We start from the raw sequence: 24561 nt of genomic DNA, 5'->3' as shown, positions 1-24561 counted from the left end.
CTTATGCATCCAGGAAGCGGGCGTCGTGCGCATGCTTCTCGATATACTCGCGGCGATACTCAACCTGATTGCCCATGAGCTCGCGCACGGCTCGATCCGCCATGGCGGCGTCCTCGATGGACACGCGCTGGAGGATGCGCGTCTTGGGATCCATGGTGGTGGAGGCGAGCTGCTTGGGATCCATCTCTCCGAGACCCTTATAGCGCTGGACGGTGTATCCGCGGCGTTTCTTGGTCATCTTGCCGGAGGCCGCTTCATCATCCGCGTCGTCAGGGTTGAGGCCGAGCGACTGAATGGTCTCGCGGAGAATCTCCTCCTCGGGCTGCCGACCATTGGGATAGACGTAGTGGATCTTGTTGCGCACCTTCACGCCAAAGATGGGCGGGCAGGCGACATAGACGTACCCCGCATCGATAAGCGGCCTCATGTACTTATAGAAGAACGTGAGGAGCAGGATGCGGATATGCGCGCCGTCGACGTCAGCGTCGGTCATGATGATGATCTTGTGATAGCGAGCCTTCGTGATATCGAAGTCGCCGCCCTCGCCGCTGCCGCTGGTCACACCCGTACCGATTGCCGTGATGAGCGACTGGATGGTATCCGAGCTGAACGCGCGGTGGTCGCCCACGCGCTCGACGTTCAGGATCTTTCCGCGCAAGGGGAGGATCGCCTGGATGTCGCGGCGACGTCCATCCTTAGCCGAGCCTCCTGCCGAGTCGCCCTCGACGATGAAGAGCTCGGTCATCTCGGCATCGCGCACCGAGCAGTCGGCGAGCTTACCGGGTAGCGACGCGGTCTCGAGCAAACTTTTACGGCGCGTCGCCTCGCGCGCCTTAGATGCCGCGGTGCGGGCCTTCGAAGCCTGTTGGGCCTTTTTCACGATCTCGCGCGCCGCTTTGGGATGTTCCTCGAGATACTCGGAAAGCCCCTCGGAAACCACCTTTCGAACGAGCGTGCGCATGAATGAGCTGCCGAGCTTGGCCTTGGTCTGACCCTCGAATTGCGGATCGGCAAGCTTGACCGAGATGACCGCGGCAAGACCCTCGCGCACGTCGTCACCCGTGAAGTTGGAATCCTTCTCCTTCAGCATGTTCTGCTTGCGCGCGTAATCGTTGATGACCGTGGTAAGCGCCGCACGGAAGCCCTCGAGGTGCATACCGCCATCAGGGGTGTAGATGTCGTTTGCGAAACTCATCACGTTGCCCGAGAAGGAGGTATTCCACTGCATCGCAACCTCGACCTCGCCGATCTTGTCGGTGGGGGCATCGGGCTCGCTCTTACCGGAAAGGTAGATCGGGCGCTTGAGGCCATCTGCGATTTCTTTACCCTCGTTCAGGAACTTTACGAAGTCGATGATGCCGCCCTCGTAGCAGAACTCATCAACGCGAGGCATGAGTTCGCGCTCGTCTTTAAGGACGATCTTGAGGTTGCGGTTCAAGAACGCGGTCTCCTGCAAGCGGTTGCGGAGGATGTCGTAATCATAGACCGTCGTCTCGAAGATCTCGTCATCGGGCCAGAAGGTCGTTGTGGTTCCGGTGCTCTTCGCGGTACCGATTTCCTTCATCTTCATCGTGGTCTTACCGCGGCTGAACTGCATCTCGTAGATCTTGCCGTCGCGTTTAACCTGAACGTCCATCTTCTTGGAGAGGGCGTTCACAACCGATACGCCCACGCCATGAAGGCCGCCGGACACCTTGTAGGCGTTGTTGTCGAACTTGCCGCCTGCATGGAGAACGGTCATGACCACCTCGAGGGTGGGAATCTTCTTCACCGGATGCTTTGCCACGGGGATGCCACGACCGTTGTCGACAACGGTGATGGAATTGTCCGCATGGACCGTCACCTCGATCTTGGTGCAAAATCCCGCCATAGCCTCGTCAACGGAGTTATCAACGATCTCCCACACCAGGTGATGCAAGCCGCTTGAGCTCGTGGACCCGATATACATGCCGGGGCGCTTGCGTACAGCTTCGAGACCCTCAAGGATCTTGATGTCTGCTGCGCCGTAGTCGTTCGTTTTCGCCACGTTTCTCCTTTGCAAAAATCCAGGCACACAACCTTACCAATGATAGCTGATTTGGGAAGACTCTCTTGCTTCAACCTATAGCTCTACAAGGCCATCAGATTGCCTATAAGGCACTTTTCAGCGCTCCTGACCCTTTTTCCACTCAAGGCTTGCCTTCATGGCTTTTTTGAGGGATTCCCTCAACCGCTCATCTTCGATCGGGCGCACCTCCCTCTCAAGGGCGCCCTCCTCTTCGGGTGTGAGGACCCTGCGATTCGGCGCGACAGGTGGCGTCGGAGGTTCCATGCGGCGCGAACTCGTGCGCGGGGCATATCCCTTCCTCGATGTCTTGAAGATGAAGCCATCGATACCCGCGCCCTCGCGCTCCATACGTGCGCGGATTATCTCGCGAAGCATCATGAGCTCCTGGGTCCACACGGCATCATCTGTATATACGAGCAACTTGTTTGAGTCCGGAAGATATCTGAGACCCGTCACGTGCTCGCCCTCGCGGGTACCGCCGCAAACGCTGTTCCACGCTCGATACACGTCCCGAGATCGCTCGGCTGCCCGGTAGCGTTCAATCTCGTCGGACGTCGCGTTCTCCAATATCTCGCTTCGAACACCCGTGAGGTATTCGCCCATGGACATCGTGCGGCGGGACCGCAATCTATCGGACTTACGACTCACCCATGCTCACCACCTTCGCCGCATGGAGCGCGTGCTCGTTGAAGTATCCAAGATTCGTCGTAGTGATCACCGTCTGCACATCATGTCCCACACAGCTTAGGAACGCGTCGCGACGCATTGCATCAAGCTCGCTCATGACGTCATCGAGAAGCAGAAGCGGCGGGCGTCCCAATATATCCCGCGTGACCTCGACCTCCGCCATCTTCCACGCGAGAACGATGGAGCGTTGCTGTCCCTGAGACGCGAAGGAGCGGGCAGATCGGCCGTTGACCTCGAAGACGACCTCATCACGATGCGGACCGGTGAGGGTCATGCCGCGGCGGATCTCTTCATCTTCGCGTGAGGAATAGGCATCCATCAGACGTGAGCTGATCGTATCGATCGCGGCGCGCCGCTCATCGTCGGCGGGAGCGGAGCCGATCGCCGCTATCGGGACGCAGCCCTGACTCCATGATGGAAGGTACGAGACCGAAATCGTCTCCTTGGTCGTGATCCCTTCGTACGTTTCCACCAAGTGCTCGCGGATGCGGGCAAGAAGCGCGATACGGTGCACCGTGAGCGCAGCTCCGGTGACGGCTAGGGACTCATTCCAGGTCTCAAGAAGCGTCGGCGTGCAGTACCGCTCTTTGAGCAGGGCATTCCGCTGCTCAAGGGTTCTTTCATAAGAGCTAAGCAGCTGCGCGTAGTTTTCATTCAGCTGAATGCCAAAGGAATCCAGCGCCTCCCGCCTCACACGGGCGCCGCGTTTCACCATGTCAAGATCATCGGGGCAGAACAGCACCGAAGGAACCACGCCCCTGACGCCAGCGGCGCGGCATCGCTTGCCGTTCCGTGAAAACGAGCGCTTGCCGCCTTCCACCGAACAACCGAGATCGATGACACGACCATCGCCTTCAAGCTTGAGGTTGAGACGACAACTCTCCGCGCCCTCTCGAACCAGCTCGGCAGGTGACGGTTTTCTGAACGACCGTCCCGAGGTGAGGAGCTGGAGCGCTTCGACCAAGTTGGTCTTCCCCGCCGCGTTATGTCCTACCAGCACGGTCAAACCCGGACCGAGAGCAAGCGCGTAGGCAGGGAAGTTCCGATAGTCCACGACCTCGAGATCGCGAGCGAATATGCTCATCGCGCGAACCCGTACCGAAATGTCGCGCTAGAGGCGCATCGGCATGACGAGGTAGAGGTAGTTGACCTTGTCATACGACTTGAACACACCGGCACCAGAATAGCTCTTGAGCTCGAGCACCACTTCCTTGCCGCGGCCAAGGACGTTCAGGCAGTCGGAGATATAGTGGTAGTTGAATGCAATTGCCCCGCTCTCGCCTTCCGCCTCGACATCGATGACTTCGGTCGCCGCATCCTGGTCCGTGGACAACGCCGAAAGACTCAGCGTGCCGGCTTCGGTATCGATGTCGAATTTGACCGTCGGGCTGTTGGTGGCCACTACGGCAACGCGCTTCAATGCAGCGGCGAGGGCATCGGAGGAGATCTTCACCGTCGTGATGCAGGAATCGGGAAGCAGCTGGCGGTAGTTGGGATAGACGCCTTCGAGGCGGCGCGATACATAGCAGGTGTTGCCGGACTCGAACACAACCTGGCTATCGGTCGCACCGATAACGATCGAAGGGGATTCAGACATGATGGAGAGTCCATCGTTCATGGCGGAGGCGGGAATGTTGAGCTCGAAGCTGCCCTCCAACGTCGAAGTCTCGACCTGCGTGTCACACACAGCCAAGCGATACGAGTCGGTAGCTACCAGGCGGATGGTGTTATTTTCCACCCTCATGTGGATGCCGCCGAGGATTGGGCGGGCTTTGTCGCTCGACGTGACGCGCCAAACGCGGGAAACCATATCCGAAAGGACACCAACGGGCAGCTCGACCGAGGCTTCGATCGCATAGGCGGGGAAATCCGGGAAGTCCGCCGGATCGAGGGCATTCAGCCGAAATAGGCTTTTCTCGCACGTGATCGTAACTTGCCGCTCGGAGGTCTCGAAGCGCACGGCGGCATCAGGTAGCGTCTTTGCGATGTTGGTGAGCATCTTGCACGGCAACACCACCTCGCCGGGCTCGTCTACGCGCGCGGCGATGCGGTGGCGAATGTTGATAGTGAAGTTGGAAGTCTGGAATTCGAGCACACCGTCTTGCGCTTTGATGAGCACTCCCGAGAGGATAGGGAGCGTGGAAGCGCTTGCGACACCTTTGGAGACGATGGAGAGGGCGTCGGCGAGCGAATCTTGACTGACGACGAAGTTCATTGCGCTTCCTTTCTTATTTTTAATAGATATATAGATATTCAATCATAATAATAAGGGCGTTAACTGTGTCGATTACTAATAAAAACGCAGGTTGTTTACGGTATTATTCTCGACACATCCTTGTTGGGAACCGGTAAGCTTTTTGGAAGAACCCGGCTTGCTCGTAAGTTTCCCTCTTGAACTCTCCCCTTTTCCGCGACGCTTCCCCACCTTCTGCACAAGTTGCCAACACTTCGTATCCCCGCTGCTAGGAACTTAGGCGGATCTTGTTCCGAAGCTGTTGAAGGTCCTCGCACAGATTCCGATCTTCCTTCGCTTTCTTCTCAATCACTTTAATGGAGTTGAGAACCGTTGAATGATCGCGCCCTCCGAACTCCTCGCCTACCGCGACCGCTGTCATCTCGCACATATCCATTGCAAGGTACACGGCAACGTGACGAGCAAGCGCGATGTTCGCCGGCCTCCTCGGCCCGATGAGGTCCTCATGGCTCACATGGAAGTATTTCTCCACCACCGCTTGCACGGTATCGATGTGGATCTTCTTGTGAGCGGTATCGAAGTATTCGTTTGCGATGCGGTCGATATCCTCACCGGTCAGCTCGGACCCTGCCTGCTCTCGTTCGTAGGAGACACCGGCACATCGTTCGCAGAAGCTTTCAAGTTCTCGGATGTTGGTCCCGGATACATCTGCCATGTGCTTGAGCTGCGCGTCGGTGAGCTTTCCGCCTCCAACGTTTAGCGAAGTTAGGAGCGATCCGGCTTCCGTTCCGGCGAGGGCGTCAGATCCATGCAGAATCGTGTTCTCGTAATAGCGCTTCAGAATCATGTACTTCATCTCGAAGCCCGGTTCGGACACAAGGCACAGCATTCCCGCATTGAATCTGCTGGTTAGGCGTTCATCCATACCGAGATTCTTTGGCGCTCGGTCGGAGGCGATCGCCACCTTCTTGTTGTTCCTGATGAACTCATCCATGAGGGTGAAGAAGTTCTCGATGCTTTGGCTTTTCCCGATGATGTTTTGGATGTCGTCGATGATCAGAACATCCGCATCATGGTAGTCGCGCAAGATCACCCCCGCTTTATGTTTTTGGACTGATAGCTCGGTGATGTAGTCCTCGACATATGTCTGGGAATTCGCGTATTTCACGCGTAGGTGGGGACTGTGCTCGTTGAGATAGTTTGTGATCGCAAGCAGAAGATGGGTTTTACCGAGTCCTGATTTGCCGTAGATGAACAGCGACGTGCAACTGCCCGGTTCATCGGCGAGCGCTGCGAAGCGCACTGCCGACATGTAAGCGTGCTTGTTCTCGTCGCCGTATACAAAATTCTCGAACGTGAACTTCGAGTGTATCCCCACCGCTTGCGGCTTACTGCGCCCCTCTTCCCTGGAGCTCTCCTCAGCCTGCGCTGAACCGGCTTCCTCGCGCTGCATGAGCCCAGTGAGTTTTTGGAAGTCGTCGAGCGTAATGGTGTTTCGTACCTTGACCTTACCCTTGTCGTCTTCGTCATCGTGTTTGCTCGGTATGATGACCGCGGGGATCGGCGTTTTACGCAAAGGCTCCGCAGGTGCGCTTCCGCCTGCATCCTGGGTGGTGGTTTCACGGGAAACGTAAGTGCTCTGCTCCGCCTCTACCCGGCCGGTCAACCCTTGGTCCACGGTCACGATGAGCGAGAGGGGGCAAAATGCGATGTCCTCGAGGTAGCGTTCGATAACCTCCCGCTGTTTCATGAGATAGGAATAGGCGAATCTCGATGGAGCCTCGATAGTGAGGGACTCTTCGGTTAGCTCCACCGGAGCCGACTGTGCGAGCATGTTGATAAGGCGGGCGTCCCTGCCGTCACGTTTGCAGAACGAGATGGTGTCGTCGAGGATGATCTTGGCTTCTGTATCCATCCTGGTGTCTTTCCCTCATCTCTACCGCTAACGGTTGTTCTCCAACCAGGAGCTACCGAGTTCTGTGAGCATATATCTTCGCCCATGCTTAACGACGAAATCGTGTTCACCAAGTTTACCAAGCACGCGGGACCACGTGGGGACCGAGTTGCCAAACTCGCTAGCTAGCTCCCCTGGTCCTCCAGAGCCGTGTTTTTCCAGATAATCTAGGGCAAGCATGCCACGTTCATCCACATAGGGCCCATGGTTCGACACTTTTGCTACGGCACCTTGCTGCCGCGTTCCCGCTGGTTGTTGCTGGTGCTGTTGAAATGTGGAAAACTCATGGTTCTGTTGTGGATAACTTTGTCCATATGCCTGCTGGAAAGGTGCGTAACCCCCTTGTCCGCCAAACATGGCGAAGCTGTCTGTCGGCTGCGTGTAAGGGTTCGGCCATGGGTGTTGGGGATACGGAAAGGGCATCTGTTGCCCGAACGGCGCTCCCGGTGTCGCCTGCTGTGGATATCCGTAGGCCGCACCGTAAGGCTGGCCCATTTGCCCGGTTGCGGCGGGGGAAATCGACGGCGGCTGCGCGCCGTTTGCTGCAACTCCCATGCTGGCGCTATCGTGCTCGGAGGTAAATGACGTTCCCCGCACCGCCGCACCCCGCGCGCTATGTGCCTCGATCTCGCGCACCCGCGCCGCATCCACGGTTACGGTTACCACGGTCCCGGTGCCGAGGTTATCTTCTATGGATACGGCTCCACCTGCGTTTTCGAGATATTGCTGGACCATGGGGAGGCCTGCTCCCGTTCCCCTGATGTAGCGCTTCATCGAACGGTTGGCAGACGTGACCCCGAATTCGAAGGCCCGCTCCTTGTCCTCGATACCCGGTCCTTGATCCGCAAACCTAACCGTGTTTCCACCATCGAGAATCGATACGATGGGCTCGGTGAAATTGGCGTGGATGAAGTTTTCGACGAGTTCTCTGATGACCATCAAGGAGATGGAGCCTCCGAGCTCCTTCATGCAGCGGTATACGGTGTTCGTTATCTCCTCTAGGTATGAGCGAGGATCATTTGGTTGCACCACTACCACCCGAGGTGTTGAGAGCATGTCGTCATAGACCGCGATTCTGGTCGCGTAGACAGTGGATCGTGCAGATGACTCGCGTACCTGCTGGGATTGGGCTTCATTCGGGTCGGAAGCACCTGTGATATGACGATTGTCTGGGGCGGGATCACCCGAGTCCACGAAGGGATAAAAGTCGTCTGCCATGGTCGTCCGTTTCGCAGGATTCCCGGAACCTATCCGGAAGTACTTATAGCGCCAGTATGAAAATAGTAACGCACCTTGAAAGAAGTGAAACTTTCCACATGTTTTCAAATCGTGTTGAAAACTGAAGAAAGGAACTGAAAAGTAATCAACAATCAGGAATAACCTGTGGAAAGAATAATGAAACGAGGTGAAAAGAATCTGATTTGCCCAGCGCCCACTTGAAAATGCGGGAAAAATACGGTGGGAACTTGTGATTCCTTGCAGCTCTTTATTGACATCAACGCACCTTGTTCCATACAATCTTGAAGCTCAAGTGCCTAATGTGTATCCCTAAAACGCACCAGGAGGATAGTCATCATGAAGCGTACGTACCAGCCTAACAAGCGCAAGCGCGCTAAGACCCACGGCTTCCGTGCTCGTATGGCCACCAAGGGCGGCCGTGCCGTTCTCGCTCGCCGTCGCGCCAAGGGCCGCAAGCGCCTTACCGTCTAGGATTTCTGTGCCCCGCGCATGAAAACCCTTAAATCCCGGTCGGATTTCGAGCGTGTCTTCACGCAAGGGAAACGCTACAACCATTCCCTAATCCGCTTGGTAATAAGTGATGCAGAGAGCGAAGGCGATCCGGGTCGGGTCGCCTTCGCTGCACCTAAGCGGCTCGGGAATGCCGTTGTGCGCAACAGGTCCAAGCGAGTCTTAAGGGAGGCTGCGCGTTCCTGTTCCCTTCCTGTTGCCGGGAAAGACCTAATCCTATTTGCTACTCCAGCGACGCGGTCCGCATCCCCTTTTGAGATGCATGAAGCCCTGATTGGCCTATGCAGAAAAGCGGGTCTCGATGGTTAGGTTGGTAGGTTTATTGCGGAGAGCAGCTGTCATGCCGATCAGGTTTTATCAGCGCTTTATTTCGCCGTTGCTCCCAGCTTCGTGCATTTATCGCCCGACGTGCTCCCAATATGCCGTTCAAGCAATCGAGCGCTATGGGGTGATTCGGGGATTCCTTCTGGCTTTAAGGCGAATTATGCGCTGTAATCCACTTCATAGTGGCGGATATGACCCAGTGCCGTAACAACACACGTTCGGAGGATTGTATACATGTGGGATTGGATCGTTAACATTCTCTATCAAATCCTTGCCTTTATCCAAGGCTTTGCAGTCGATTGGGGCCTTTCGATCATCATCTTGACGGTGATCATCCGTTTGGCTCTTACCCCGCTGCTTCTTAAATCCACCAAATCGACCGCCCGCATGCAGGTACTCCAACCTAAGCTCATGGAGATCCAACAGCGCTACGCTGATGATCCCCAGCGTCAGGCAGAGGAGATGCAGAAGTTCTATTCCGAGAACAAATTCAATCCCCTCGGTGGCTGCCTCCCCCTTCTTATTCAGATGCCCGTCCTCCTAGCGCTCTTCACGCTGCTGAGGACGCTTCCCGAGCGTTTCCCGGATACCGAGTTCATGTTCTACAACATTCTCCCGGACCTCACGACGACCCCGGCCGCTCAGTGGGCAAACGGGATCGTCGTTGCCCTCCCGTATCTCATCTCCTTGGTGCTGTTTGCGGTCCTTACACTCATCCCGACGCTCTATCAGTCTATGAACCAGACCGGCCAGCAGGCATCCTCGATGCGTACCATGTCCATCGTGATGGCCGTCATGATGCTCTGGATTGGATGGAGTCTTCCCGCCGGCGTCCTGCTCTACTACGATGTATCCACTCTGTGGCAGGTTGTTCAGCAGCTCTTCGTGACTCGCCGAGTAATTGAAAAGGCGAAGGCCGAAGAAGAAGAGCGCCTCGCGAACGCTCCTATCGAAGTTGATGTCGTGCGCCGCGAGCGTAAGGCGCGCCCTCATAAGAAGAACTAGGGAAATCCAAGTATTTAGGTACCTAAATATCTAGGAGTAAGATTATGTCAGATCAGGATTTACAAGATTCCCTACATGAGGTTGTTGAGGCGGCTCAGCCTGAAGGATCTATCTACGAAGGACAGTATCCGGAGATCGCGGCGCACTATAAGGCTGGTGTTGAGCTGAGCGATAATGAGTTAGATACCATAGCTGATATCGCCATCTCTGTACTCAGGGATATCCTAGGATACTTTGGAATTGATAGCGCTCCAATCGATGAATACGTTGGTGATGAAGGCGAACTCATCCTTGATGTCACAGCTGGTGACCTAGCGGTTCTGATTGGTAGGCATGGTAAAACGCTTGAAAGCCTTCAGTCCATGTTTTCCCTCATTGTGAGCAGGAAGCTCGGATTCCGCTATCCTGTTGTAGTAGATATTGAGGGATATAAGAGTCGTCGAAACGAGAAGGTCGTTTCCATGGCAAAATCCGCTGCGTCTCGTGCTGTTCGTCAACATGGATCTGTAGCGCTACCGCCTATGAGTGCATATGAACGACGTCTCGTCCATATTGCCCTGAGGGATAATTCTGCTGTTGAGACACATTCTGAAGGCTCTGACCCTGAGCGTCATGTTGTTATCTCAGCGATTTAGCAATCTTTTATAGTTACGTTAAGGGCACGGTTTCCGTGCCCTTTTTTGTCAAAATCCATCGCACCATTGATTTCTGACAACTGGGAGCAATATGAATACAGATTTGCTATTACTCGAGAATCCAAATGAATATGTCGACAAGCTTAGTGCCTATCTCGATGACTATTCAATTGAACTCAACGATGGCAAGATTCTTCAGTGCCTTCAGCATCTCAAGCTTGTTCTTGAGGCAAATAGAAAGATGAATCTGACTCGCATCCTGAATATCGATGATGCCCTGGTTCTTCATATTCTTGATTCCCTTCTTCTCCATCTTCCATTAGCTGCCTCCCCTGAAGGTTCCTTTATTGATATTGGAACTGGTGCTGGGTACCCTGGTATTCCTTTGGCTATCTCTTCCGGTCGACCTGCTGTATTACTTGATTCTGTAGGCAAGAAGGTATATGCTGTTAATTCTTTTATCTCAGATCTCCATTTAGACAATGTGTCTGCTGTCCATGATCGGGTCGAGCATTATGCCTTGCTTAAACCAGAACAATTCACCTCAGTTGTTGCCCGTGCTCTTGCTCCAATTCCCGTTCTTCTTGAATATGCCTCTCCTCTTGTTCTCTTAGGAGGATTCTTGATTATCACAAAAGGAAGACCCTCACATGATGAGGTTGACTCGGGTAATACTGCTTCTAGAATTTGCGGTTTTGATTTGATTGACCGGATGTCCTTTGATTTACCAAAAGCGCTTGGCCATCGTGAGATTTTCGTTTATGAGAAGATCGGTCCCTCCAGCATTAAACTTCCTCGATCTATTGGTACCGCAAAGAGTAACCCACTTGCATGATTCTTAATCAGCCCCAATGTTTCACGTGAAACATTGGGGCTGAATCTTATGCTTGCAAGTATGTTTCACGTGAAACATAATTAAGTCGAATCACAAATTTCAGTTGTGTAAGCTAGCACCACGTAGTCAAAGCAACAGAATCATACAAAGGAGGCAACGTGGATATAAGGGCACATCAACAGCCAAGGATCATATCGATAATCAATCAAAAAGGTGGAGTCGGAAAATCAACGACAGCTGTTAATCTTGCAGCGGCACTTGGCGAGCTCGGTAAAAAGGTATTAATTGTCGATTTTGACCCTCAAGGGAATAGTACAAGTGGCCTGGGAATTGAAAAAGAAGAGCTTGAACAATGCGTCTATGATGCTTTGCTAAACGATGTTCCAGCTGAAAACCTGCTAATCCAGGCGAACTGTAATAATGTGACGGTAATACCAGCAACAATTCAGCTTGCAGGAGCCGAGATAGAACTTGTTTCAGCAATGGCAAGGGAAACAAGACTTAAAGAGCTTTTAGAGCCAGTTCAGGAGAATTATGACTTTGTCTTTATCGATTGTCCTCCATCGCTAGGTCTTTTGACAATCAATGCGCTCACAGCTGCTGATAGCGTTCTCATCCCGATTCAATGCGAATACTACGCTCTAGAGGGAGTAACAAAACTATTGGAGTCAATGAGGATGGTTAAAAGCAAAATCAATAAGGGCTTGGAAGTGTTTGGTGTGCTTTTAACCATGTATGATTCGAGGACCTCTCTTGCAAATCAAGTAGTTGATGAAGTAAAGCAATACTTCGGTGACAAGGTATTCAATACACTGATCCCAAGGACTGTCAAGATTTCGGAAGCACCATCGTTTGGAATGTCTGTAATTCAGTATGCACCGCAGAATAAAGGCGCCCAGTCGTATATGGAGCTTGCAGAAGAGGTGATTGTTCGTGCCTAGCCAGAAGGGAAAATCAAAGCTCGGAAAAGGCCTTGGCGCTCTTATGCAAGAGGCACAATTCGAGACTGGCGGAGTAACTGCTGAATCAACACTACCAATCGATGAGATACATCCGAATCCGAATCAACCGCGTGTCCACTTTAATGATAAAGAGCTTGAAGAGCTTAGCGACTCAATTAGGCAGCATGGTGTATTGCAACCGTTACTTGTTCGGAAGGACGATAAAGGTTACCAAATCATTGCTGGAGAACGCAGATATCAGGCATCAAAAATCGCAGGGCTAACCGACCTCCCTGTAATCATAAAAGATGTAAGTGATGATGAGGTTCTAGCAATTGCGCTCATTGAGAATCTTCAACGATCAGATCTCAATCCAATTGAAGAAGCAAAGGGATATCGTCAGCTGATCGATCAAAGTGGAATGACACAAGAAGCGCTTGCAAAGGCTGTTTCAAAGTCGCGATCTTCGATAACAAATGCACTACGCCTTCTTGATCTACCCGATAAGGTGCAAGAACTTATCTTTAATGGTGACATATCAGCTGGACATGCCAGAGCAATACTTGCAGTTCCATATGAAGATGCAAGGATCAAGCTTGCGGAAAAAGTAGTTCAAGAAGGATTGTCGGTTCGAGCGACAGAAAAACTTGCACCACTATTTTCAGTCAATGAGCCAGTAAAATCAGCAAGAGCGGTAACGCCGCAATCTTTTAAGCGTGCTGCAAAGGTATTGAGGCAATCATTGAATACAAACGTAAGAGTAAAGAATACGCGTGGGAAAAACAAAATTGAAATTGAGTTTAGAGATGAGGAACAACTAGCCGATATTATCAACAAGGTGGTTGGTCAAGAATGAAACCCTCGTTAAACAACAAAATTGTTTCTGCGTGTTTATTGGGAATCGGAATTACCGTTGGATCATACATTGGATACCAGCTACTAAATAATCCTGAAAAACGCGAACAGATAATCAGAAGTTTTCAAGATATATTTGATACTTCAAAAAGAAAAGTAATGGCAATGTCGGAAGATATTGCTATAAAGACAGCGCAAATGACAAACAACCCGAAGGTGAATCAAGATTGGGTTGCCCAGCAATGGGAGAGCGTGGGATACTAAAAATTAGGTACCTAAAGAAAATGTTTCACGTGAATCTTTCTCAAAATAATGAAAACGACGATATAGGATGGTTGAAGAAGCAAATCATAGATAAGAAGAAAAAGAGCTTGCAAACTCAAAACGAGAATTGGCTTGATGTTTAAGAGGTATGAACTAAGAACTGAATGGCTATTAGAAGAAGCAATTAGCTTAGCTAGCCCTGTGAAGACACTACCCTATCTTATAAATGAAGACGCTTCGACAAGCTAAGTTCAAGATAATCAGAAATGAAATGCGCCGAGACACTTTTGGAGGTCTCGGCGCTTCTTACTGGGCGGCTAAATATGAAGTGAAGCTTTACTTATGAAATGCAACCTTACGTTGTTTTAACTGGCCGCAAGCAGCATCGATATCCGACCCCCGAGAGTTTCGGATAGTCGCTTCAACGCCATGCTGCAGCAAAAGGCGCTGAAGAGCATCAACTTTTTTCTCAGGAGAAGGTCTGAAGGGGCTGTCAGGGATCTCGTTCAATTGAATAAGATTAACGTGACAGAGCGTGCCCTCGCAGAAGCTGCATAGAGCATCCATCTCAGGTCTTGTGTCATTGACACCTTCGATCATGGCGTATTCGTAGGTAGGACGACGCCCGGTCTTTTCAGTGTATTCCTGAAGCACCTCATGAAGGCGGAGGAGCGTGTATTTCTTAACACCTGGCATAAGTTGGTTACGAGTGGATTGAATAGCGGAATGGAGAGAGACCGCGAGTGTGAATTGCTCTGGAAGCTGAGCAAAGGATCGGATTCGAGGAATAATGCCCGAAGTTGAAACGGTAAGATGTCGTGCCCCGATGTTCAGGCCCTCTTCGGAATTAAGAAGACGCAAGGCGCAAACAGTCTCATCGTAGTTAGCGAAAGGTTCTCCTTGACCCATGAACACAACGCTCGTGACGCGTTCACCAAAATCACGTGCGACATGGGCAACCTGGTCTACCATTTCCTGTGCGGTCAGAGAGCGGGTGAGTCCTGCGATGCCCGTGGCGCAGAACGCACAGCCCATGTTGCAGCCAGCTTGGGTGGAGATGCAGACAGCCAAGCGGTTCCGTGAAGGCATGCCGACGGTTTCGACCGACACACCATCAGGAAATTGAAGAAGGTACTTTCTGGAGCCATCACGAGAAATCTGTTTGGCGATCTCGAGGGGAGTACCGAAACTATAACGCTCCTGTAAGGCTTCACGCAGAGCCTTGGGTACGTTAGTCATCTCATCAAACGAACATATGTTCTTAGAGAAAATCCATTCATGTATTTGCTTGTAACGAAATGCAGGCTGCCCTAGCTCAGAAATGGTTTCTTGAAGCTCGCGACTGTCGATGCTTCTAATGTCGGGAAGACGTCGCCTGGTTTCCATTGCATACCTTTCATGCGAAATCACGATGATGGGTGGTCACATATCTATACAATAAGGGAACCTGAACTGGAAACGAGCTAGGCGATGAAAAACCACCGCTGAGAGGAGAAGGCATGTCGGACTTTAAGCGAGAGGATCTACGTGTCGTGGTGCTCGCCGGAGGCATTTCGGATGAGCGCGAGATCTCCTTTGCATCGGGAGCCAATGTTGTGGAAGCACTGAAGGAAGAGGGGTACGGAGAGGTTGTAACGCTCGATCCGGCTTCAGGAGGTTTTTTGAACCAGCTTGAACACGGTGATTTCGATGTAGCATTCATCGCACTCCACGGTCGTGGCGGAGAAGACGGAATGATTCAGAGCATACTTGAGTTCTTGGATATTCCTTATACGGGTTCAGGTGTGATAGCAAGCGCATGCGCTGCCGATAAGGATGTCTCGAAGGCGCTGTATGAGCGAGCGGGAATTCCGATAGCGAAAGGTATGACGCTAGCGAGTGATGATGAGGTCTGTGTGGCTGACATCATCGAGGTCGTGGGTGAGGAGTGCTTTGTAAAACCTGCGGTTAACGGCTCGAGTTTCGGCGTGACATACGTGAAGAATGCGGATGAGCTCCCCCATGCCCTCGAGACGGTGTTCGATCATGATGATAAGGCACTCATTGAGGAGCGTCTTGTAGGAACCGAGATAACCGTTGGCGTATTTGGGGATCCAGCCCATGCCTTGCCGATCGTCGAGATTCTTCCGCAGGAGGGCTCCGATTTTTACGATCTCGAGGTGAAGTACATCGACCCGGCCCTTGTTCACCGTATCCCGGCTGCCATTGCCGGCGAGGATTATCGTAAGGCGGAAGAGTTTGCCGTCCGCGCACACGAGGCACTTGGGTGCACTGGATTCTCGCGCAGTGACTTCATCGTGACGGAGCGTGGCCCGGTGATTTTGGAGACAAACACCATCCCAGGCATGACTTCAACATCGCTCTTCCCTGATGAGGCGCGTCATGCGAACATTCCGTTCTCAAAGGTATGTGACGAGCTGATTCGCATCGCGATCAAGCGCTGGGAGCGATAGATGGCATTTCATGACGCCGCTACGGCGGTGGATGAGGCGTTGCTTCCTGCGACGCCAGGCTTTGTAGCAGAATCGTACCGCACGCTCGCCGAGCGGGCGAAAACGATGCAGTTTGGTCTGATTGAAGAGGATGTGGTCATCCTCGACACCGAGACCACGGGCCTATCGGTTCAAGAGCATGAGCTCATCGAGATATCGGCGGCAGTGCTATCGGGCAATGAGATCGTAGAACGCTTCGATACCTTTGTGCACCCCACAACCCTCATTCCCGATGAGATAACCAAGCTGACCGGTATCACGCAGGCGGATGTTGCGCATGCCCCGTCCGCGCGCGAAGCGGTTGCGCAGCTCGCGGAGTTCGTGGGAGGAAGGCCTGTCGTCGCACATAATGCGACCTTCGACCGTTCGTTTATTGAAGCGGTCAAAGGTGGAGCTGGAGTGAGCGACATCTGGATAGATTCACTTGCGCTCTCGCGCGTCGCGCTGCCCCGCCTGGCTTCGCATAAGCTTTCCTTCATCGCAGAGGTATTCGGTTGCGCTGCGGTGTCGCATCGAGCGATTGACGATGTCGATGCCCTGGCGGGGGTATGGAGAATTCTCCTTACAGCGCTATCTGATCTTCCTGGTGGATTGCTCCGCCTTCTTGCTGACACGCACCCCGATGTTCCCTGGGCGTATCGACCGATCTTCTCCTACCTCGCACAAGCTCACGTTGGAGAGTCGTTCTCATTGGCAGAACAACGCGATCGAGTCCTCAACGAAGTTATACATGAAGAACGCGTCGATGCCGACGATCTGCCGGTGCTCGATCTCCCAACAAACCAAGAGATAGTTGCAAGCTTTGGAGCAGATGGCTTGGTAAGTCGCATGTATCCAGAGTACGAGACGCGAAGCGAGCAGGTCGAGATGGCCTGTGAAGTTCGCGACGCGCTCGCTACCTCAACCCATCGTGCCATCGAGGCAGGCACCGGCGTAGGCAAGTCAATCGCCTACCTGGTCCCCTTTGCTGCTGCAGCGCGCCGCAACCACATCACGATGGGCATCGCGACCAAGTCGAACAACCTTGCGGATCAGCTCATGTTTCACGAGCTGCCCCGTTTGGCGAATGCGCTCGAAGGCGGGTTATCGTATTGTGCGCTCAAAGGATTCGATCACTATCCCTGCCTGCGCAAGATGGAACGTTTACTACGCAGCAACTCCGAAATAGAGACGAAGAAAGACCCCGCAGATACGTTAACCGCCCTTGCAGTGCTCTATGCCTATGTATGCCAAAGTCCCGATGGCGATCTCGATGCGTTGGGCATCAAGTGGAAGAGCGTCAATCGAGCCGATCTCACAACGGGTTCGCGTGAATGTGCACGCAGATTGTGTCCATTCTTCCCACATCGCTGCCTGGTCCATGGCGCGCGTCGCCGTGCGGCGCAGGCTGACATCGTGGTGACGAATCACTCGTTGTTGTTCCGTAATGTCACTGCTGAAGGCAAGATACTGCCACCGATACGCCATTGGGTCATCGATGAGGCTCACGCTATCGAGAGAGAGGCACGCCGCCAATGGGCGATTTCGATCACGGCCGATGATTCTCGTGCGCTATTCGAGAGGCTCGGTGACAGTTCTACGGGTGTGCTGGGAGGTCTTGTCCGTGAAGGTGCGACCGCGGAGGCAACGACGCTCTACCAGGGGCTCGTCGCTCGAGCTGTTAGCACGGTTAACGGCGCTTCGGCTTCGATGGCAGAGCTGTTTACAGCGGTACGTGACGTTGCCGGACGAGCCAAGACCGGTGGTTATGACCAGATGACGATCTGGATTGGGCCAGAGCTGAGGCAGAGCGCGGAATGGGACATCCTCGCCTTGTCCGGTAATGCAGCCATCGATGCGCTCGAGCAAGCAGACAAGGCGCTCGTCTCGCTTGTTGAGACCTTCGGCGCCGATATGCCCGATCAGATGGTCGAAGTTGCCGATCCGGCTCGCCGCCTACATGACCTGCTGGATGGGTTGAAGCTCATTATACAAGGGGAAGATGAGCACTACGTCTACGCCCTTCAGGTAAACCGTCGTCTCCGTGCCGGCGGCGAGGCACTTACCGCCGAGAGGATCGATATCGGCGAGGTGCTTGCTACGGACTGGTTGCCTGATATCCACACGGCGATCTTTGCATCGGCAACCATGTCGGTATCGGGCGGGTTCGAGCATTTTGAGCATGCCATCGGTCTAGACCGCCTGCCATCAGGGTCTTCTCGATCGCTGCATTTGGAGTCAAGCTATGACTTCGATGCAAATATGGCGGTGGTGGTTGCCTCCGATTTGCCGGACCCGCGCAATCGTGCAGCGTACCTATCCTCTCTAGAAGATCTGCTCGTTGATATCCACGTTGCGATGGGTGGATCGGTCCTGACGCTATTCACCAATCGTCGGGATATGGAAGATCTCTATGCGTCGGTCCAGCCACGGCTTGCGGCGGCGGGGCTCGAGCTTGCTTGTCAGCAACGAATGAGCTCGACGCGCCGGTTGCGGGATCACTTCATCGCCGAGCGCACCTCTTCGCTCTTCGCGCTTAAGGCGTTCTGGGAGGGCTTTGATGCTTCGGGAGAGACGCTTAGATGCGTGGTCATTCCCAAGCTTCCGTTTTCGAGTCCAACAGATCCACTGGCGTGCGAACGGGCGCTGCGCGAGGATCGCGCATGGGCGCGGTATGCGTTGCCCGATGCGGTGCTTGAGGTTAAGCAAGCCGCCGGGCGGCTCATTAGGTCGTCGACCGATACAGGCGTGCTCGTGCTCGCCGATTCAAGGCTGGTAAGCAAGGGGTATGGGAAAAAGTTCCTAAACTCGCTTCCGACAGCGAGCTATCAGCGTATTGAAGCAGGCCGAATAGGGCGCTACCTTGAGCTCTGGCGAAAGGCACACGACCGACATTGATGCTGTTCCGGCTTGTCATCTCTCTAGGGGGAAGTTCCATGTGCTCTGCAGCGAACTGCCCGGTGCCTCAGTCTGTCGTCACGGCGAGCGATTGGGCGTAGGTAACGAACCGAGGAATCATCTCCGGTGGAGCGACGATATGCATGCTGCCGCCCGCTGCGAGGACTTGGTCGAAGAGCCAGCGCATGGAACTCACATCCACCCGTACGCGCATGAACCCTTCCACAGGCGCTTCTTCCAAAGATCTGATGCCCGCCCACGACAGGCGCTCGGCTTCATCGTGGGGCAGCTCGAGCACCACTCGGTAAGCTCCCTGGGCCAGGCTTTCGGAGATGGACGTGGATGTGCGCTGATGAGGAACCACCGAGTCTTCGGTGAATGTGACGCCCTCAATCCGCTCGAGCCGATAGCGCCGCTCGGCATCCTTATCGATGTCCCAGGCAACCAGGTAGGCAGCTTCCGTTGTGGTTTCAAGGTCCAAGGGGTCGACCGTACGTTCCCGGGATGAGGCGTCATCGTGCGAGCGGTAGGATATGCGGCATCTCACGCCGTCGGCGATGGCCTCCGCAAGCATGCGGTACCAGGAACCGAACGAGATGTCGCGGCCGATGAGGTGGCGTCGCACCTCGTTGTGGAGCAGGTCTGGCACAAGAGCGTTGCGGAGGCGCTCGGTAACCTCAGCTCCAAGGTCTAAGGTGCCAAGGACGCTTTCGAGTGCGATGCTCTCACCAAGTGATAGGCGCAAGGGGCTCATTTGGGTGGCATCTCCCATGATGGCGACAGTATCGCCGTCGCGGTAGATTACCGCGCGGAGCCCCCTCTCCCGATCTGCGAGCGTCGAGATGAGCTCGATATAACCGTCAAGCTCAGCATCATCGCATGAGAGTTCCTCACGGGCTTCAGCTGCGGAAATGCTACCGTCTTCGCTGGAGGAGACAAGCTCAAGAAGATGGATGGCTCGCCATACCCGCTCATCGTGGGACATGGGCTGTCACCGTCCTCTCGATAAGGGCGTTCCATTCATCAATGAGCTGCTGGGGGGCGATTGGCCGCATGCCGTCCCGGGCGTGGACAAGCCCAAAGGAAGCTGCCTTGGAGACATCCTTAACCTTCACCGTCCAATGCCATGCCCATTGATCGTCGTTGTCGGCTCCAACACGGTCGATCGACCCACGGCCAAGTGTCAGCGCCTCGAGCTCATCCTCGGTAATCGATGCGGGGAGGGAGAACGTGACATCACTACCTTCTCCGGCGGCTAGGTCGAACGCGAAGAAAAGCTGATCGCGCACGTCGAAATTCTGAGGGATGGTATAGGATCCCGAAGGCTTCCACGCCCGCTCAACTCGATCGATGCGAAAGGTTCTGACCGTATTCGTAAGGTTGTCGTGGCCGCTGAAGTAGAACACGCCATCGCGCGAGAAGATCCCGTAGATGGATACGGTGCGCTTGGAAGCATCCCCTTGAGCGTTGATGTACGTGAAGGTGAGGCGACGGCGCAGCGCGAAGGCGATCCATACGGCATCCAGCAAGGGGTTGCTCGCGGAGTCCGCCGTGGAAGCGAGCTCTTTCAACGGGCGATGTCTGTCAGCGGCGACTTCGAACGCCTTCTCTTCGACGGAACGCAGCGGCCGGGTGAGCGGTGAGGGGATGTTCCCCAGGTAGCCGTTTATGGCGTCGGCAAGGGTCTGGGCATCCTCCGCGTCGAGAGAGCCGGCAGAAGCGAAGGTGAGATTGCGGTTGAGACGCCAAGAGCCCTCGGTGTTCATCGCGTCTCCGGGGTTCTTGACTTCTTCGATGAAGATGCCCTGCTCCGCCAGCTTGATGCGATCCCTCCGGAACTTCCGCAGATCGGAATCGCGCTGTGGCGAGCCATAGCCCAGATCACTGTCGCTCACGATTTCGTCGGTGGTGAGGGGGCGGGTTGTGGCGTTGAATATAAACAGGAGGTTGAGAAGGCGTCCTGCCGTGGCATCATGTGCGATGGATTCGCCGCGCGCCATCCCTATCACGTCCCTCCCCGAGAGCTCGTCATCTCGTCCCATTCTACACGACGGGCGCCACCTGAAGAGTTTGTCGGCGGTATCGAGAGGGTTGGGGCTCGTTGATGGCGCGTACGCAGAAGCGGCAGGTTGTTCCCTCCTTGTGGAGATTGAGGACGTTATTCATAGGGTTACGCGTGCAACCTGCGGCGATAATGCAGCTTTTGATAACTAGCGCTATACTTTGCAGGATATGGACATATTCCTCGGAATACGATCGGGGTAGCTTGCACCTCACGATATAGGGATAGGGAGCGTTCATGGCCACCACCCGGAAATACCTTGCCCACCTGCTGCAGAATACTGGAATCACGCCGGCGTGCAGCGAGGAAGAGCATGCCGCAGCGGAGGATCTGGCGGCCATCTTCTCGGCGCACGGCTTCGAACCCGAGATTCAGGAATTCAAGGCTTCCGGTTCACGCCGGATGGTCTTGGCGATTCTCGGGATCGTCACGTTCATCGGCTCGGTCCTCATGGGTATCGGCGGGCCTGTGGGTGTAATCGGCCTTCTGCTGGTGGTCGTTGCCGCGGCGCTGTTCATCCTTGAGCGCTTTGGGAAGATATCTTTCGCGAGCATTGGCGCTGGAGGCCTCTCCCAGAACGTGATCGCGTACCACAAGGCATCCGGTCCGCTTGCCTCTCCGCGCAATCGACCGGTTGTGGTGGTCGCGCATTACGATTCGCCGCGTGCCGACTTGCTCTCGCAGTTCCCCTACGTCAACTATCGCCCCATGTTGGTGAAGTTCATGCCTGCAGCCATGATCGCCCCGGCGGCCATCGCCATCGCGCGCCTGCTCCCGCTTCCCGGTGCGGCAAAGCTCGTTCTGTGGCTGCTCGCCATTGTGGCCGCGTTCGTGCCTTTGGCGAACGCAGTTGCTACCATCATGAACCGTATGGTGCTTCCATACACCTCGGGTGCCGTGTGCAACAAGTCTTCGGTCGCCGCCATGCTGGGTGTCATGGACGCCGTTGCCCCGTGCCAGCGCGAGGTTGAGTTCCCCAACGACATTCCCTTCGACGAGTATTTCGCGGAGCAGCGGCGTTTGGCTGAAGAAGCCGAGCTTGCTGCCGCGGTCGCCGCGGGGGATTTGCCCGAGGATGCCATGGACAAGGCTTCAGAGGAGGATGCCGAGGGCGAGGATGCCGCGGTTGACGAGGGCGCTTTGGACGCCGATGCCACTATGGCGGGGACCGCAAGCATCCCTGTGGATGCCTTTGCCGGAGCCACGGCTGCCATGGAGGTGCTCGATGGTGGCGAGGCCGCCGCAAACGGAGACGCTGAGAAGAGCGATGTCCCTCATGATCCTGACGCTACCCAAGCGATTCCTCCGCTCACCGAGGATGAGGGCGAGTCCGATTCTGCTGCTGATTCCGTTGATGCTGGTGTGGAGCCCGTTGAAGAAGAGCCCGCAGAGCGTGCCGAGCAATCGTCCGATGCTGCGATGACTGAAGCCGCACCTACGCAGGAGCCCGAGCCCGAGGAAGAGCCTGAGGCCGAGCCGGTACCGAGCATCGTCAACAAGGCGGGTAACTATCGCTATGGGCTAGCCGCTATTCAAGCTATCGGCATGGTTCCCGAGAGTTGCGTGATTGAATACGAAGCGCCTGTCGAGGACGAGATTCCGGATGCGGTTCCGGTGGAGCCCGCTGAGAAGGAGCCCAAGGCTAAGGGTTCTGATGAACGGCAGGTTGACGAAGAGCTTGAGTCCGGCTCCGATGAGGACTCCAGCGACGAGTACGATGATTCCGGCTCCTACGATGAGGAGTACGACGACTACGCGTACGAAGAAGACGAGGGCGGATACGAGATCCAGCACGCCACCCGTGCCGGCGGCATCGCCGAGGCCATTTCGGCTGCGGGTGCCGGTGCGGCGCGCCTCTTCGATGGCGTATTCAAGCGCGGCAAGAGCCTTGTCGAGCAAGCGAAGGAGCGCGCCTCTGCTCTGGAGGCGTCTCATGCTGCGGACGATGATGAAGAAGCGGCCGCGACGGTGGAAGACGAGGCCATCGCTAACGGTGAGGCCAGCCAGCAGGTAGCTGCATCAGAGGAGCTGTCCGAGCTCGACGCAACGGTCGAGGTGCCGGCAAGTGCGTTCGCCTCCGAGGTTCCATCCAGCGAAATCGTAGAGCCCTCTTCCGCCGATGACGGCGCATCTCCTGCAGAGCAGGGCGAAATCGACGAGGAAGTGGCTGCACCGGTGGCAGACCCAGACGCTACCCAGCGTTGGACGCCGAGCGATATGCTGCAGCAGGCTTCCTCGAGCGCGGTTGATCTCGGAGCGACCGTTGCACAAGAACCGCTCCAGATGGTCAATATCGTGCAGGAGCCGGCTCCCGTGCAGGAACCCGAGACCGTTGATTCCCTCATGGCTCAGATATCGCGCCCGCGTACGCAGGCGGTCAATGTCAACCCGTTGGTGAACGTCAACCCGCTGCAGGCGTCTTCTCAGAGGTTCAGTGCGGTGCCGGACCCCTCGCTTCCGTCGGTGAACCAGGGCACGCCGATCAACCGCGCCTCGCTATTCGATCTTCCCGATCCCTCCTCCGCGCCGATAGACCCCTTTGCACCGATCCAATCATCCGCGCCCGCCGCGCCTGCTACCCAGGTTCCCGAGGTGCCAGCTGCGCCATCCTCCGCGCCCGCAAGCCCGTCGAATGGCTTTAGCGTAATCAGCGCGCCCAACCCAGAGCCTGTCGCTCCTGTGGTTCCCGCTGCTGGGGATGGTGCGTTCGAGACCATCAGCGCAGACGCCCCTGCACCGGTGGCTCCGCGTCCTGCTGCGCCCAAGCGTAGTCGGGGCGGGCTGTTCCATCGCAAGAAGCGCGAACAGGAGAGCATGAGCGATTGGCTTGGAGTCGATGAGAACTTTGATGCGAAGAGCTCCGGCCGCGACATCGGTTCATGGGACAACTTCGAGGGTGATGACTGGAAGGGCGGCGCTACCGGCGCGGAAGGCGTGACGGAAGAGGAACTGCGTGACGCCATCACCTCGATGGGCGACGACGAGCTGCTCGGTCATGATATCTGGTTCGTTGCGACCGGTGCGTCCGAGTTTGATCATGCGGGCATCTCAGCGTTCCTGAATACGCATCGCGATCGTCTGCGCGGCGTGTTCCTCATCAACCTCGAAAGCGTTGGTGCCGGCGAGCTCTGCACGGTTGCTACCGAGGGCGATGTCCGCGTACTCAAGGGAGACAAACGCATTACGAACCTCGTCCACAAGGTCTCTTCCGCCTTCCATCACAAATTTGGATCGGTGGAGATGCCCTTCGTGTCGACCGATGCGTATGCGGCGATGGATATGAGCTTGCGCGCTCTCACCATCGCCGGTATCGACGGGAGCGGGTTTGCATGCTCTCATACTGTCGACGATGTGCCACACAACATCGATGCGAAGAATGTTGATCGTGTCGCCGATGTCGTCACCGAGGTAATCAGGCGCTCATAGGAGGAGGCTGTGCGGAACCTGATCGAATTCATCAAGCTGCATCGAAACGTGTACATCATAGCTGCGCTCGTTGCCGTGCTCCTTGGTTTTACCGCTGCGTACGTTGTGTTCACGTTTGGCTCGACTCAGCCGGAAGCGCAGCAGGAGAGTACTGCTGAGCAGTAGCAAGATAATATCGAGCAGGGGAGGCCGCAGTTGCATGCGGCCTCCTATC

The 24561-nt window shown here is 55.0% G+C and carries 22 protein-coding genes; 13 read left to right on the top strand and 9 right to left on the bottom strand.

Annotation, left to right across the window (positions count from 1 at the left end):
* Position 1: 1 nt before the first annotated feature.
* The 6 genes from gyrB to C1717_RS10125 all read right to left on the bottom strand — a co-directional run bounded on the left by gyrB (position 2) and on the right by C1717_RS10125 (position 8100).
* Positions 2 to 2026 (bottom strand): DNA topoisomerase (ATP-hydrolyzing) subunit B, encoded by a 2025-nt coding sequence (gene gyrB, locus C1717_RS10150; protein ID WP_102373026.1) that lies wholly within the window; start codon positions 2024 to 2026, stop codon positions 2 to 4.
* A 117-nt stretch (positions 2027 to 2143) separates the two neighbouring features.
* Positions 2144 to 2650, bottom strand: coding sequence for a DciA family protein (locus tag C1717_RS10145; RefSeq protein WP_245859670.1), 507 nt, complete (start codon positions 2648 to 2650; stop codon positions 2144 to 2146).
* A gap of 34 nt (positions 2651 to 2684) precedes the next feature.
* Positions 2685 to 3818 carry a DNA replication/repair protein RecF gene (recF, locus tag C1717_RS10140; protein ID WP_102373024.1) on the bottom strand — a complete coding sequence of 378 codons (1134 nt, stop codon included), beginning with the start codon at positions 3816 to 3818 and terminating at the stop codon, positions 2685 to 2687.
* A 27-nt stretch (positions 3819 to 3845) separates the two neighbouring features.
* The gene (dnaN, locus tag C1717_RS10135) at positions 3846 to 4949 is read right to left on the bottom strand and encodes a DNA polymerase III subunit beta (protein WP_102373023.1); all 1104 of its coding nucleotides are present in this window, start codon (positions 4947 to 4949) and stop codon (positions 3846 to 3848) included.
* Between the two features lie 247 nt (positions 4950 to 5196).
* Entirely contained in the window at positions 5197 to 6843 is a 1647-nt protein-coding gene (locus C1717_RS10130) for a DnaA ATPase domain-containing protein (RefSeq protein WP_102373022.1), read from the bottom strand.
* Positions 6844 to 6870: 27 nt separating this feature from the next.
* Positions 6871 to 8100: an ATP-binding protein gene (locus tag C1717_RS10125; protein ID WP_102373021.1), complete on the bottom strand. Its 1230-nt coding sequence runs from the start codon at positions 8098 to 8100 to the stop codon at positions 6871 to 6873.
* Positions 8101 to 8457: 357 nt separating this feature from the next.
* On the opposite strand from C1717_RS10125, the gene rpmH reads away from it, so the two are divergent.
* From rpmH to C1717_RS10750, 9 genes are all read left to right on the top strand, one after another.
* Positions 8458 to 8592 (top strand): 50S ribosomal protein L34, encoded by a 135-nt coding sequence (gene rpmH, locus C1717_RS10120; protein WP_019127408.1) that lies wholly within the window; start codon positions 8458 to 8460, stop codon positions 8590 to 8592.
* A gap of 18 nt (positions 8593 to 8610) precedes the next feature.
* A complete protein-coding gene (gene rnpA, locus C1717_RS10115) occupies positions 8611 to 8940 on the top strand; it encodes a ribonuclease P protein component (protein ID WP_102373020.1) in 330 nt (109 codons plus the stop codon).
* A gap of 31 nt (positions 8941 to 8971) precedes the next feature.
* A complete protein-coding gene (yidD, locus tag C1717_RS10110) occupies positions 8972 to 9163 on the top strand; it encodes a membrane protein insertion efficiency factor YidD (protein WP_423767113.1) in 192 nt (63 codons plus the stop codon).
* 26 nt (positions 9164 to 9189) lie between these two features.
* The gene (locus C1717_RS10105) at positions 9190 to 9960 is read left to right on the top strand and encodes a YidC/Oxa1 family membrane protein insertase (RefSeq protein WP_102373018.1); all 771 of its coding nucleotides are present in this window, start codon (positions 9190 to 9192) and stop codon (positions 9958 to 9960) included.
* 44 nt (positions 9961 to 10004) lie between these two features.
* Positions 10005 to 10595 (top strand): Jag family protein, encoded by a 591-nt coding sequence (locus C1717_RS10100; protein ID WP_102373017.1) that lies wholly within the window; start codon positions 10005 to 10007, stop codon positions 10593 to 10595.
* A 91-nt stretch (positions 10596 to 10686) separates the two neighbouring features.
* Positions 10687 to 11430 (top strand): 16S rRNA (guanine(527)-N(7))-methyltransferase RsmG, encoded by a 744-nt coding sequence (rsmG, locus tag C1717_RS10095; protein WP_102373016.1) that lies wholly within the window; start codon positions 10687 to 10689, stop codon positions 11428 to 11430.
* A 158-nt stretch (positions 11431 to 11588) separates the two neighbouring features.
* Positions 11589 to 12371, top strand: a complete 783-nt coding sequence (locus C1717_RS10090; RefSeq protein WP_102373015.1) for a ParA family protein — start codon at positions 11589 to 11591, stop codon at positions 12369 to 12371.
* 43 nt (positions 12372 to 12414) lie between these two features.
* A complete protein-coding gene (locus C1717_RS10085) occupies positions 12415 to 13227 on the top strand; it encodes a ParB/RepB/Spo0J family partition protein (protein WP_102373136.1) in 813 nt (270 codons plus the stop codon).
* On the top strand, positions 13224 to 13490 hold the full coding sequence (locus C1717_RS10750; protein ID WP_146003698.1) for a hypothetical protein: 267 nt from the start codon (positions 13224 to 13226) through the stop codon (positions 13488 to 13490). The genes C1717_RS10085 and C1717_RS10750 overlap by 4 nt, the downstream gene beginning before the upstream one ends.
* Positions 13491 to 13826: 336 nt before the next feature.
* Here C1717_RS10750 and rlmN read toward each other — a convergent pair whose 3' ends face one another.
* Positions 13827 to 14876: a dual-specificity RNA methyltransferase RlmN gene (rlmN, locus tag C1717_RS10080; RefSeq protein WP_102373014.1), complete on the bottom strand. Its 1050-nt coding sequence runs from the start codon at positions 14874 to 14876 to the stop codon at positions 13827 to 13829.
* 113 nt (positions 14877 to 14989) lie between these two features.
* Between rlmN and C1717_RS10075 the strand changes: the two genes are divergently transcribed.
* Together C1717_RS10075 and C1717_RS10070 are read left to right on the top strand one after the other, a co-directional pair.
* Positions 14990 to 15943 carry a D-alanine--D-alanine ligase family protein gene (locus C1717_RS10075; protein WP_102373013.1) on the top strand — a complete coding sequence of 318 codons (954 nt, stop codon included), beginning with the start codon at positions 14990 to 14992 and terminating at the stop codon, positions 15941 to 15943.
* A complete protein-coding gene (locus C1717_RS10070) occupies positions 15944 to 18859 on the top strand; it encodes a helicase C-terminal domain-containing protein (RefSeq protein WP_102373012.1) in 2916 nt (971 codons plus the stop codon). It begins immediately after the preceding gene.
* A 67-nt stretch (positions 18860 to 18926) separates the two neighbouring features.
* Here the strand turns inward: C1717_RS10070 and C1717_RS10065 are convergent, their stop codons facing one another.
* Both C1717_RS10065 and C1717_RS10060 read right to left on the bottom strand, forming a co-directional pair.
* Complete coding sequence (locus C1717_RS10065) at positions 18927 to 19844, bottom strand: helix-turn-helix transcriptional regulator (protein ID WP_102373011.1); 918 nt, start codon at positions 19842 to 19844, stop codon at positions 18927 to 18929.
* On the bottom strand, positions 19831 to 20859 hold the full coding sequence (locus tag C1717_RS10060) for a helix-turn-helix transcriptional regulator (RefSeq protein WP_180965927.1): 1029 nt from the start codon (positions 20857 to 20859) through the stop codon (positions 19831 to 19833). The genes C1717_RS10065 and C1717_RS10060 overlap by 14 nt, the downstream gene beginning before the upstream one ends.
* A gap of 299 nt (positions 20860 to 21158) precedes the next feature.
* Between C1717_RS10060 and C1717_RS10055 the strand changes: the two genes are divergently transcribed.
* A complete protein-coding gene (locus C1717_RS10055; RefSeq protein WP_102373009.1) occupies positions 21159 to 24347 on the top strand; it encodes a M28 family peptidase in 3189 nt (1062 codons plus the stop codon).
* Between the two features lie 9 nt (positions 24348 to 24356).
* Complete coding sequence (locus tag C1717_RS10640) at positions 24357 to 24512, top strand: hypothetical protein (RefSeq protein ID WP_180965926.1); 156 nt, start codon at positions 24357 to 24359, stop codon at positions 24510 to 24512.
* Positions 24513 to 24561: the final 49 nt, after the last annotated feature.

The sequence above is a fragment of the Enorma phocaeensis genome (assembly GCF_900186505.1).
GTDB lineage: Bacteria > Actinomycetota > Coriobacteriia > Coriobacteriales > Coriobacteriaceae > Enorma > Enorma phocaeensis.
This window is presented reverse-complemented; position numbering and strand designations above follow the sequence as displayed.

Bases quoted from the DNA above. Each gene is read 5' to 3' on its own strand.
- C1717_RS10145 (WP_245859670.1), bottom strand. From the start codon at position 2,650: ATGGGCGAATACCTCACGGGTGTTCGAAGCGAGATATTGGAGAACGCG.
- recF (WP_102373024.1), bottom strand. From the start codon at position 3,818: ATGAGCATATTCGCTCGCGATCTCGAGGTCGTGGACTATCGGAACTTC.
- dnaN (WP_102373023.1), bottom strand. From the start codon at position 4,949: ATGAACTTCGTCGTCAGTCAAGATTCGCTCGCCGACGCCCTCTCCATC.
- C1717_RS10130 (WP_102373022.1), bottom strand. From the start codon at position 6,843: ATGGATACAGAAGCCAAGATCATCCTCGACGACACCATCTCGTTCTGC.
- C1717_RS10125 (WP_102373021.1), bottom strand. From the start codon at position 8,100: ATGGCAGACGACTTTTATCCCTTCGTGGACTCGGGTGATCCCGCCCCA.
- rpmH (WP_019127408.1), top strand. From the start codon at position 8,458: ATGAAGCGTACGTACCAGCCTAACAAGCGCAAGCGCGCTAAGACCCAC.
- rnpA (WP_102373020.1), top strand. From the start codon at position 8,611: ATGAAAACCCTTAAATCCCGGTCGGATTTCGAGCGTGTCTTCACGCAA.
- yidD (WP_423767113.1), top strand. From the start codon at position 8,972: ATGCCGATCAGGTTTTATCAGCGCTTTATTTCGCCGTTGCTCCCAGCT.
- C1717_RS10105 (WP_102373018.1), top strand. From the start codon at position 9,190: ATGTGGGATTGGATCGTTAACATTCTCTATCAAATCCTTGCCTTTATC.
- C1717_RS10100 (WP_102373017.1), top strand. From the start codon at position 10,005: ATGTCAGATCAGGATTTACAAGATTCCCTACATGAGGTTGTTGAGGCG.
- rsmG (WP_102373016.1), top strand. From the start codon at position 10,687: ATGAATACAGATTTGCTATTACTCGAGAATCCAAATGAATATGTCGAC.
- C1717_RS10085 (WP_102373136.1), top strand. From the start codon at position 12,415: ATGCAAGAGGCACAATTCGAGACTGGCGGAGTAACTGCTGAATCAACA.
- C1717_RS10750 (WP_146003698.1), top strand. From the start codon at position 13,224: ATGAAACCCTCGTTAAACAACAAAATTGTTTCTGCGTGTTTATTGGGA.
- rlmN (WP_102373014.1), bottom strand. From the start codon at position 14,876: ATGGAAACCAGGCGACGTCTTCCCGACATTAGAAGCATCGACAGTCGC.
- C1717_RS10075 (WP_102373013.1), top strand. From the start codon at position 14,990: ATGTCGGACTTTAAGCGAGAGGATCTACGTGTCGTGGTGCTCGCCGGA.
- C1717_RS10070 (WP_102373012.1), top strand. From the start codon at position 15,944: ATGGCATTTCATGACGCCGCTACGGCGGTGGATGAGGCGTTGCTTCCT.
- C1717_RS10065 (WP_102373011.1), bottom strand. From the start codon at position 19,844: ATGTCCCACGATGAGCGGGTATGGCGAGCCATCCATCTTCTTGAGCTT.
- C1717_RS10060 (WP_180965927.1), bottom strand. From the start codon at position 20,859: ATGGCGCGCGGCGAATCCATCGCACATGATGCCACGGCAGGACGCCTT.
- C1717_RS10055 (WP_102373009.1), top strand. From the start codon at position 21,159: ATGGCCACCACCCGGAAATACCTTGCCCACCTGCTGCAGAATACTGGA.